Genomic DNA, 9,639 nt, shown 5'->3' on the forward strand with positions numbered 1-9,639 from the left:
AAAGGAATCTCCAACCCCAGAACAATCCGGGGCCGGGGATGTCAACATATCTGGCGTTGACTTTTGGCACGCTGTTGAGTTCTCAAGGAACGGACACTTCCTTCGGGCGGCTTTCACACCGGCCCTCCGGGCGCTTCGTTCTTTCGTGTCTCCAGCTTATCAGATGTTTTCCGCCCCGTTTTCCGGAGTTTGCTTCATCGGATTTGCTTCGGCCTTTCGGCGCTCCCGAACTCTAGCAGAGTTTCTCGGGCCGTTTTCCCGCTCCGTTCTCGAATTCAGTTCGAGAACTTCGACTGGGGGCCGTCCCGTGGGGCAACCCGGAGAACATTACGCACCGGGTTGCCCCACGTCAAACCGACCGGGGTCAGACCTCGACGACGACCGGCAGGATCATCGGGCGCCGGCGGTAGTTGTCCGCCACCCACTTGCCGAGGGTCCGGCGGACGAGCTGCTGGACCTGACGGATCTCCAGAACGCCGTCACCCGCCGAGCGGTCGAGGGCCTCCTGCAGCTTGGCCGCCACCGGGGCGAACGCGGCGTCGTCGATGCCGGAGCCGCGGGCCTGGAGGGTCGGGCCGCCGACGATCTTGCCGTTGGTGGAGTCGACCACCACGAAGCAGGAGATGAAGCCCTCCTCCCCGAGGATCCGGCGGTCCTTGAGCGAGGCCTCGGTGATGTCGCCGACCGAGGAGCCGTCGACGTAGACGTAGCCGGCCTGCACCTTGCCCACGATGCGGGCGATGCCCTTCTCCAGGTCGACGCAGACGCCGTCCTCCGCGATGACCACGCGGTTGCGCGGAATCCCGGTCGCGATGCCGAGGTCGGCCGCGGCCCGCAGGTGGCGCCACTCGCCGTGCACCGGCATGAGGTTGCGCGGCTTGCAGATGTTGAAGAAGTAGAGCAGTTCGCCGGCCGAGGCGTGGCCGGAGACGTGCACCTTGGCGTTGCCCTTGTGCACGACCTTGGCGCCCCAGCGGGTCAGGCCGTTGATGACCCGGTAGACGGCGTTCTCGTTGCCGGGGATCAGTGACGAGGCCAGGATGACGGTGTCGCCCTCGACGATGCGGATCTGGTGGTCGCGGTTGGCCATCCGGGACAGCGCGGCCATCGGCTCGCCCTGCGAACCGGTACAGATCAGCACGACCTCCTTGTCCGGCAGGTCGTCCAGCTGCTTGACGTCGACGACCATGTTGCCGGGAACCTTGAGGTACCCGAGGTCGCGGGCGATGCCCATGTTGCGGACCATCGAGCGGCCGACGAAGGCGACCTTGCGCTTGTACTCGTGCGCGGCGTCCAGCACCTGCTGGATGCGGTGCACGTGGCTGGCGAAGGAGGCCACGATGATGCGCTTGTCGGCGTTCGCGAAGACGTTCCGCAGCGCGGCCGAGATGTCCCGCTCGTGCGGGATGAAGCCGGGGACCTCGGCGTTGGTGGAGTCCACCAGCAGCAGGTCCATGCCCTCCTCCGCCAGCTTGGCGAAGGCCGGAAGGTCGGTGAGGCGGCCGTCGAGCGGCAGCTGGTCCATCTTGAAGTCGCCGGTGGCGACGACCATGCCGGCGGGCGTGCGCACGGCGACCGCGAGCGCGTCCGGGATGGAGTGGTTGACCGCGATGAACTGGCAGTCGAAGGGGCCGATCCGCTCGCGGTCGCCCTCGGTGACCTCCAGCACGTACGGACGGATGCGGTGCTCGGCGAGCTTGGCCTCGATCAGTGCGAGGGTGAGCTTCGACCCGATCAGCGGAATGTCCGGGTTCTCGCGGAGCAGGAAGGGCACCGCGCCGATGTGGTCCTCGTGGCCGTGCGTGAGGACGATGCCGTCGACCTTGTCGAGGCGGTCCCGGATGTAGCTGAAGTCCGGGAGGATCAGGTCCACACCAGGCTGCTCGTCCTCGGGGAAGAGGACGCCGCAGTCGATGATCAGCATGCGGTCCCCGTATTCGAGGACCGTCATGTTGCGGCCGATCTCGCCGAGACCGCCGAGCGGAGTGATGCGCAGGGCGCCCGGCTTGAGGGCCGGGGGCGCGCCGAGTTCGGGATGCGGGTGGCTCAAAAGACTCTCCTCACGACGCACGCCATATGTCCGGGGTCCTCCCCCGCGAGACATATGGCGTGCGTTCTCAGTGTCGGTGTTCCTACCGGGTCTGTGCTCTCGCGCCTTCGGTCCGGTCCAGCGGCGGACCCCTGCGGGTCCGGCGAGCCGGGGCGCGCACGTCTCTGTCTGTTACAGGTCTACCCCGCCGGCGGCGAGATCCCTCTTCAGTTGCGCGATCTCCTCGGGGGTCGCGCCGACCAGGGGCAGCCGCAGCGGGCCGGCGGGCAGCCCCTGGAGCTCCAGCGCCGCCTTGGTCAGGATGACGCCCTGGGTGCGGAAGATACCGGTGAAGACCGGCAGCAGGCGCTGGTGGACGGCCGTGGCCTTGGCCACATCACCGGCCAGGTAGGCCTCGACCATGCTCCGCAGGTCGCCGGCCACCACGTGTCCGACGACGCTGACGACACCCACGGCTCCGACCGACAGCAGCGGCAGGTTGAGGATGTCGTCCCCGGAGTACCAGGCGAGACCGGAGCGGGAGATCGCCCAGGCCGCGGCGCCGAGATCGCCCTTGGCGTCCTTGTTGGCGACGATCCGCGGGTGCTCGCCCAGCCGCACCAGCGTCTCGTGGCTCAGCGCGACCCCGGTGCGGCCCGGGATGTCGTACAGCATCACCGGCAGCCCGGTGGCGTCGGCGATCCGCACGGTGTGCCGGTACAGGCCCTCCTGCGGGGGCTTGCTGTAGTACGGCGTGACCGCCAGAAGGCCGTGCGCGCCGGCCGCCTCGGCCCGGCGGGCCAGCTCCACGCTGTGGTGGGTGTCGTTGGTGCCGACGCCGGCCACCACGTGGGCCCGGTCCCCGACCGCCTCCACCACGGCGCGGACGAGCCGGTCCTTCTCGGCGTCGCTGGTGGTCGGGGACTCGCCGGTGGTGCCGTTGACGACGAGGCCGTCGTTGCCGGAGTCGACGAGGTGCGCGGCGAGGCGCTGGGCGCCGTCGAGGTCGAGGCCGCCGTCGGCGGTGAACGGTGTCACCATCGCGGTCAGGACCCGGCCGAAGGGCGTCTGGGGGGTGGAGGTCGGAGCCATGCGTCCAAAACTACTCGTAGGCGGTGCGGCGACACCCAGGCCGGTCCACGGTTCGGACGGCCGCGGTGGCGGACGGCTGCGAACCTACCGCGAACCGCGTGCGGAAGGACCGCGGAAAACCGAACGGCCGCCGAACGGCCGCCGGCCGGTTCCGGTACGGCCCGCGCGCGGCCCCGGCCGCGGGAGGTTCCGGCGGACGGGGTCCCGACGGCGGGGACATGGGATTCCGGTGCTGCGTGCTCGGGGGTTCAAGCAGCACCGGAATCCGTGTTCACGAGCGTAGGGAGAGGTCGGAAATGCCGCAATCCAGACATGCCAGACATGCTCCCCGGATGCCCGTCGCCGCAGGTCAGGGGGCGACCCGGCCGTGTTTCTCGAACGCCGCATGGGTGAGCGGCATGAGCTGCGCCCACTGCTCCTCCATCCGCTCCGCGACCATCTCGATCTCGCGCTGCGGGAACGACGGCACCGCCGAGTACGCCCGCTTGGTGCGCAGCGACAGGAAGTGCATCAGCGAGCGCGCGTTGCAGGTCGCGTACATCGACGAGAAGAGGCCGACCGGCAGCACCGCGCGGGCGACCTCGCGGGCCACGCCGGCCGCCAGCATCTCCTGGTAGCGCTCGTACGACTCGCGGTAGGCGGCCTCCATCGAGGCGGTCACGGTCCGGTGCTGCTCCGCGGTGCCCTCGACGAACTCGTAGCGGCCCGGGCGGCCCTGCTGGACCAGCTTGCGGTCCTCGGCGGGGACGTAGAAGACCGGCTGCAGCTCGCGGTAGCGTCCGGACTCCTCGTTGTACGACCAGCCGCTGCGGTGCCGGTGGAACTCGCGGAAGACGAAGATCGGCGCGCTGATGAAGAAGGTCATCGAGTTGTGCTCGAACGGCGTGCCGTGCCGGTCCCGCATCAGGAAGTTGATCAGGCCGGCGGACTTCTCCGGGTCCTGCTGAAGCGCCTCCAGGGACTGCTCCCCGGCCGTCGAGACCCGGGCCGCCCAGATGACGTCCGTGTCGGCGGCCGCGCTGCGGACCAGGTCCACGGTGACGTCGCCGCGGAACCGGGGGCCCGTCGGGGCGGTCGTTTCGTCGCTCACGCGCTACTCCTTGCGGGTTCGGTGGTGCCGGTGCCGTCCGTGGCGGTGGTCCCGGCACCCGTGGTGCGGTGCAGCCGGATCGCGTGCTGCATGGTCTTGCGGGCGCGCGGCACGTCACCGGCGTCGGCGTACGCGACCGCGAGGCGGAAGAAGACCCGCCAGTCGCCGGGTGCCGCCTCGGCCTCGGCCCTGCGGCGGGCGAAGACGGCGTCGGCCGAGGCCCGGTCGATCCGGCCGCCCCCGGTGCGCTCCAGCTCGTCGACCGGCAGACCGCCCTCGGCCTCCAGCTCCCGGGCGAGCCGCTCGCTGTCCCGCCCGAAGCGGATCGTCTGCCGCAGGAACCAGAAGCCGACGACCGGGACGACGAAGGCGCACAGCCCGAGGCCGATGCCGAGCGGCTTGCCGGTGGCGACGAGCTGGACGCCCTCGCCGACGCAGATCAGCGCGACCAGCGCCAGCACGCCGGAGAGGACGAAGAAGCCGGTACGGGAGGTCATGCCGGGCTCACAGGTCCAGGAAGTGCTCAAGGCCCAGGGTGAGCCCGGGCGTTTCGACGACCTTGCGCACGCCGAGCAGGATGCCCGGCATGAAGCTGCTGTGGTGCAGCGAGTCGTGCCGGATGGTGAGGGTCTCGCCGGTGTCGCCGAACATCACCTGCTGGTGGGCGAGCAGGCCGCGCAGCCGCACCGCGTGCACCGGCACCCCGTCCACGTCCGCGCCGCGGGCGCCCGGCAGGCCGTGGGTGGTCGGGTCCTGCTGCGGGGGCCGGCCGGCCTCGGCGCGCGCGGCGGCGATCAGCTGGGCGGTGCGGGTGGCGGTGCCGCTGGGGGCGTCCGCCTTGCGGTCGTGGTGCAGCTCGACCACCTCGACCGACTCGAAGTACCTGGCGGCGGTCTGGGCGAACTTCATGCCGAGCACGGCGCCGATGGAGAAGTTCGGCGCGATCAGCAGGCCCAGGCCGGGCGCCCCGGCGAGCCAGCCCTCGACGGTGGCGAGCCGCTCGTCCGTCCAGCCGGTGGTGCCGGTGACCACGTGGATGCCGTGGTGCAGGCAGTAGTCGAGGTTGCCCATCACCGAGTCCGGGTGGGTGAGTTCGACGACGGCCTGGACACCGGCGCCGGTCAGCTCGGAGAGCTCCGACTCCCGGCCCAGGGTGGCGACCAGCTCCAGGTCCGGAGCGGCCTCGACGGCCTTGACGGCCTCCGAGCCGATCCGGCCCCGGGCGCCGATCACGGCGACACGCAGCGTCATGGTGAGAAGTCCCTTCAGGCCAGCAGGTCGGCGAGCTTGGCGGCCCGCTTGTCGTTGATCGGGCCGATCAGCGCGAGCGACGGCCGGTGCGCCCCCAGCACATCACGGGCGACCTCGTGGACGTCGTCCAGGGTCACCGCCGCGATGCGTTCGAGCATGTCGTCGACCGACAGGTGGTGGCCGTAGCTCAGCTCGGCCTTGCCGATCCGGTTCATCAGCGAACCGGTGTCCTCCATGCCGAGCACGGTCGAGCCGGAGATCTGGCCGATCGCGCGCGCCAGCTCCTCCTCGGTGATGCCCTCGGCGACCACCTTGGCGAGCTCCTCGCGGCAGATCCGCAGCACCTCCTCGACCCGCTTGGGCTGGCAGCCGGCGTAGATGCCGAACAGCCCGCTGTCCGCGTACGAGGAGGAGTAGGAGTACACCGAGTAGGCCAGGCCGCGCTTCTCCCGGACCTCCTGGAACAGCCGGGAGCTCATCCCGCCGCCGAGGGCCGCGTTGAGCACGCCCATCGCCCAGCGGCGCTCGTCGTGCCGGGGGACGCCGGGCACGCCCAGCACCAGGTGGGCCTGCTCGGTGGACCGGTTGAGCACCTCGACCCGGCCCGCGGTGCGGAGCACCTTGACGCCGCGCCGCGCCTCGGCGGGGACCGCCTCGGACCTGGCGAGCAGCGGCGCGAAGGCCTGCTCGACCTGCCTGACGACCTTGCGGTGGTCCAGGTTGCCGGCCGCGGCGACGACCAGCTGCTCGGGCTTGTATCGGCGGTGGAAGAACCCGGCGATCTGGTCGCGGGTGAGCGCGCGGATCGTCTCCTGGGTACCGAGGACCGGGCGGCCGAGCGGGCCGTTGCCGAAGATCACCTTGGCGAAGAGGTCGTGGACGACGTCACCCGGGTCGTCCTCGGCCATCGCCATCTCCTCCAGGATGACGCCGCGCTCGGCGTCGACGTCCTCCGGGCGGATCAGCGAGCCGGTGAGCATGTCGCAGACCACGTCGATGGCCAGCGGCAGGTCGGTGTCGAGCACCCGCGCGTAGTAGCAGGTGTTCTCCTTGGCGGTGAAGGCGTTCATCTCGCCGCCGACCGCGTCCAGGGCGGCCGAGATGTCCAGCGCGCTGCGCCGCTCGGTGCCCTTGAAGAGCAGGTGCTCCAGGTAGTGGGTGGCGCCGTTGAGCTGCGGGGTCTCGTCGCGCGAACCGACGCCGACCCAGATGCCGAAGGTCGCGGAGCGCACCGTCGGCAGGGTCTCGGTGACGACGCGCAGGCCGCCGGGGAGGACGGTGCGGCGCACGGTTCCGGCGCCGTCCGCGCCCTTCAGCAGGGTCCGGGTCGTGCCGGGGCGCTGCTTCGCCGCCGAGGCCTGGGCCACGGGGGTACCTCCGTAGAAAGCGGTCCGTCGAGGAGCCGGGGGACAACAGGGTGCGGCCCGCACGCCGCTGGGGGCGTGCGGGCCGCGGGATCAGCTAGCGGCGCTTCACTCGGAAGCGGCCTCGCCGTTCTCCTCGCCCTCGACGACCGGGATCAGCGAGAGCTTGCCGCGCGGGTCGATCTCGGCGATCTCGACCTGCACCTTGGCGCCGACGCCGAGGACGTCCTCGACGTTCTCGACGCGCTTGCCGCCGGCCAGCTTGCGGATCTGCGAGATGTGCAGCAGACCGTCCTTGCCCGGCATGAGCGAGACGAAGGCACCGAAGGTCGTGGTCTTGACCACGGTGCCCAGGTAACGCTCGCCGACCTCCGGCATGGTCGGGTTGGCGATCTGGTTGATCGTGGTGCGGGCGGCCTCGGCGGCCGGGCCGTCGGCGGCACCGATGTAGATGGTGCCGTCGTCCTCGATCGTGATCTCGGCGCCGGTGTCCTCCTGGATCTGGTTGATCATCTTGCCCTTGGGGCCGATGACCTCACCGATCTTGTCCACCGGGATCTTGATGGTGATGATGCGCGGCGCGTTCGGGGACATCTCGTCCGGGGAGTCGATGGCCTCGTTCATCACGTCGAGGATGTGCAGGCGGGCGTCGCGGGCCTGCTTCAGCGCGGCGGCGAGCACCGACGCCGGGATGCCGTTGAGCTTGGTGTCCAGCTGCAGGGCGGTGATGAAGTTGCGGGTACCGGCGACCTTGAAGTCCATGTCGCCGTACGCGTCCTCGGCACCGAGGATGTCGGTGAGGGTCACGTAGTGGGTCTCGCCGTCGATCTCCTGGGAGATCAGGCCCATGGCGATGCCGGCGACGGCGGCCTTCAGCGGCACACCGGCGTTCAGCAGCGACATGGTGGAGGCGCAGACCGAACCCATCGAGGTCGAGCCGTTGGAGCCGAGCGCCTCGGAGACCTGGCGGATGGCGTACGGGAACTCCTCGCGGGTCGGCAGGACCGGGAGGATGGCCCGCTCGGCCAGCGCGCCGTGGCCGATCTCGCGGCGCTTCGGCGAACCGACGCGGCCGGTCTCGCCGACCGAGTACGGCGGGAAGTTGTAGTTGTGCATGTAGCGGCGGCGGGTCTCCGGGGAGAGCGTGTCCAGCTGCTGCTCCATGCGGAGCATGTTCAGCGTGGTGACACCCAGGATCTGGGTCTCGCCGCGCTCGAACAGGGCCGAGCCGTGCACCCGCGGGATGGCCTCGACCTCGGCGGCCAGGGTGCGGATGTCGGTGACGCCGCGGCCGTCGATGCGGACCTTGTCCTTGATGACGCGCTCGCGGACGGTCTTCTTGGTCAGCGCGTTGTAGGCGGCGCTGATCTCCTTCTCGCGACCCTCGAACTCGGGCAGCAGCTTCTCGGCGGCCAGCGCCTTGACGCGGTCCAGCTCGGCGTTGCGCTCCTGCTTGCCCGGGATGGTGAGGGCCTGGGCCAGCTCGTCCTTGACGGCGGCGCTCAGCGCGGCCAGCACGTCGTCCTGGTAGTCCAGGAAGACCGGGAACTCGCCGGTCGGCTTGGCGGCCTGGGCGGCCAGCTGGGCCTGGGCGGCGCAGAGGACCTTGATGAACGGCTTGGCGGCGTCCAGACCGGCGGCGACGATCTCCTCGGTCGGCGCCTCGGCGCCGCCCTCGACCAGCTTGATGGTCTGGGTGGTGGCCTCGGCCTCGACCATCATGATCGCGACGTCGCCGTCCGGCAGGACGCGGCCGGCCACGACCATGTCGAAGACGGCCGACTCCAGCTCGCTGTGGGTCGGGAAGGCCACCCACTGGCCCTTGATCAGGGCCACCCGCACGCCACCGATCGGGCCGGAGAACGGCAGGCCCGCCAGCTGGGTGGAGGCGGAGGCGGCGTTGATGGCCACCACGTCGTACAGGTGGTCCGGGTTGAGCGCCATCACGGTGACGACGACCTGGATCTCGTTGCGCAGGCCCTTGACGAAGGACGGGCGCAGCGGGCGGTCGATGAGGCGGCAGGTGAGGATCGCGTCCTCGGAGGGCCGGCCCTCGCGACGGAAGAACGAGCCGGGGATGCGGCCCGCGGCGTACATCCGCTCCTCGACGTCCACGGTCAGCGGGAAGAAGTCGAAGTGCTCCTTCGGCTGCTTGGACGCGCTGGTGGCGGACAGCACCATGGTGTCGTCGTCGAGGTAGGCGACGGCGGAGCCGGCGGCCTGACGGGCCAGACGGCCGGTCTCGAAGCGAATGGTGCGGGTGCCGAAGGAACCGTTGTCGATCACGGCCTCGGCGTAGAACACGTTCTCTTCCACCTGGAAGATCTCCTCTTTCGTACGTCTCCGGGAGAGCGTCCCCGCGTTGTGCCTGCGTGCTGACCCTGGACGGTCGGGCCGGTCTTCGATCGAAGCCTCCGGTGCGCCCCGCTTCGGTTCTGCGGGGCCTCCGGCGGCCACTACCGAGGACCGGCGCCTCTCGGCCGGCCGGGTCCGGACGGGCGGTCCGCGTCTGGACGCTCTCTCGGATGCGGGCGGCTTCCGTTTGAAGCCTTCGTCCCGCGGGGGTCGGGTCCTGCTGCCTGAGTGGCGCGCTTGCGGCGCCATCACCCGGCATGCCCACAACCCTACGGTGCAATCCTCGGCCACCTGGGGAGGTGCGCGCGAGTTGTTATCCGCGGCCGCGGCCGCCGGGCGCCCGGGCGGGCGCCGCGGTCACCGGTCGCGGCATACGCGCGAGGGGCGGCTCCCCGGTGTGGACCACCGACGGGACGGTCGGGACTCGCCCGGAGCGGCAGGATCGCGGATGCTGGAGT

General features: G+C 70.6%; 7 protein-coding genes. All 7 read right to left on the reverse strand.

Annotation, left to right across the window (positions count from 1 at the left end):
* Positions 1-364: 364 nt before the first annotated feature.
* Positions 365-2,050, reverse strand: coding sequence for a ribonuclease J (locus ACFCX4_RS30860; protein WP_376149626.1), 1,686 nt, complete (start codon positions 2,048-2,050; stop codon positions 365-367).
* Positions 2,051-2,221: 171 nt separating this feature from the next.
* On the reverse strand, positions 2,222-3,121 hold the full coding sequence (gene dapA / locus ACFCX4_RS30865; protein ID WP_376149629.1) for a 4-hydroxy-tetrahydrodipicolinate synthase: 900 nt from the start codon (positions 3,119-3,121) through the stop codon (positions 2,222-2,224).
* A gap of 349 nt (positions 3,122-3,470) precedes the next feature.
* A complete protein-coding gene (gene thyX, locus ACFCX4_RS30870) occupies positions 3,471-4,211 on the reverse strand; it encodes an FAD-dependent thymidylate synthase (protein WP_376149632.1) in 741 nt (246 codons plus the stop codon).
* Positions 4,208-4,708 (reverse strand): hypothetical protein, encoded by a 501-nt coding sequence (locus tag ACFCX4_RS30875; protein ID WP_376149635.1) that lies wholly within the window; start codon positions 4,706-4,708, stop codon positions 4,208-4,210. The genes thyX and ACFCX4_RS30875 overlap by 4 nt, the downstream gene beginning before the upstream one ends.
* A gap of 7 nt (positions 4,709-4,715) precedes the next feature.
* Positions 4,716-5,462: a 4-hydroxy-tetrahydrodipicolinate reductase gene (gene dapB / locus ACFCX4_RS30880; protein WP_376149638.1), complete on the reverse strand. Its 747-nt coding sequence runs from the start codon at positions 5,460-5,462 to the stop codon at positions 4,716-4,718.
* A gap of 14 nt (positions 5,463-5,476) precedes the next feature.
* Positions 5,477-6,829, reverse strand: coding sequence for a M16 family metallopeptidase (locus ACFCX4_RS30885; protein WP_376149641.1), 1,353 nt, complete (start codon positions 6,827-6,829; stop codon positions 5,477-5,479).
* A 105-nt stretch (positions 6,830-6,934) separates the two neighbouring features.
* Complete coding sequence (locus ACFCX4_RS30890) at positions 6,935-9,142, reverse strand: polyribonucleotide nucleotidyltransferase (protein ID WP_376149644.1); 2,208 nt, start codon at positions 9,140-9,142, stop codon at positions 6,935-6,937.
* Between the last annotated feature and the right edge of the window lie 497 nt (positions 9,143-9,639).

It is taken from the genome of Kitasatospora sp. NPDC056327 (assembly GCF_042261735.1).
Classification (GTDB): domain Bacteria; phylum Actinomycetota; class Actinomycetes; order Streptomycetales; family Streptomycetaceae; genus Kitasatospora.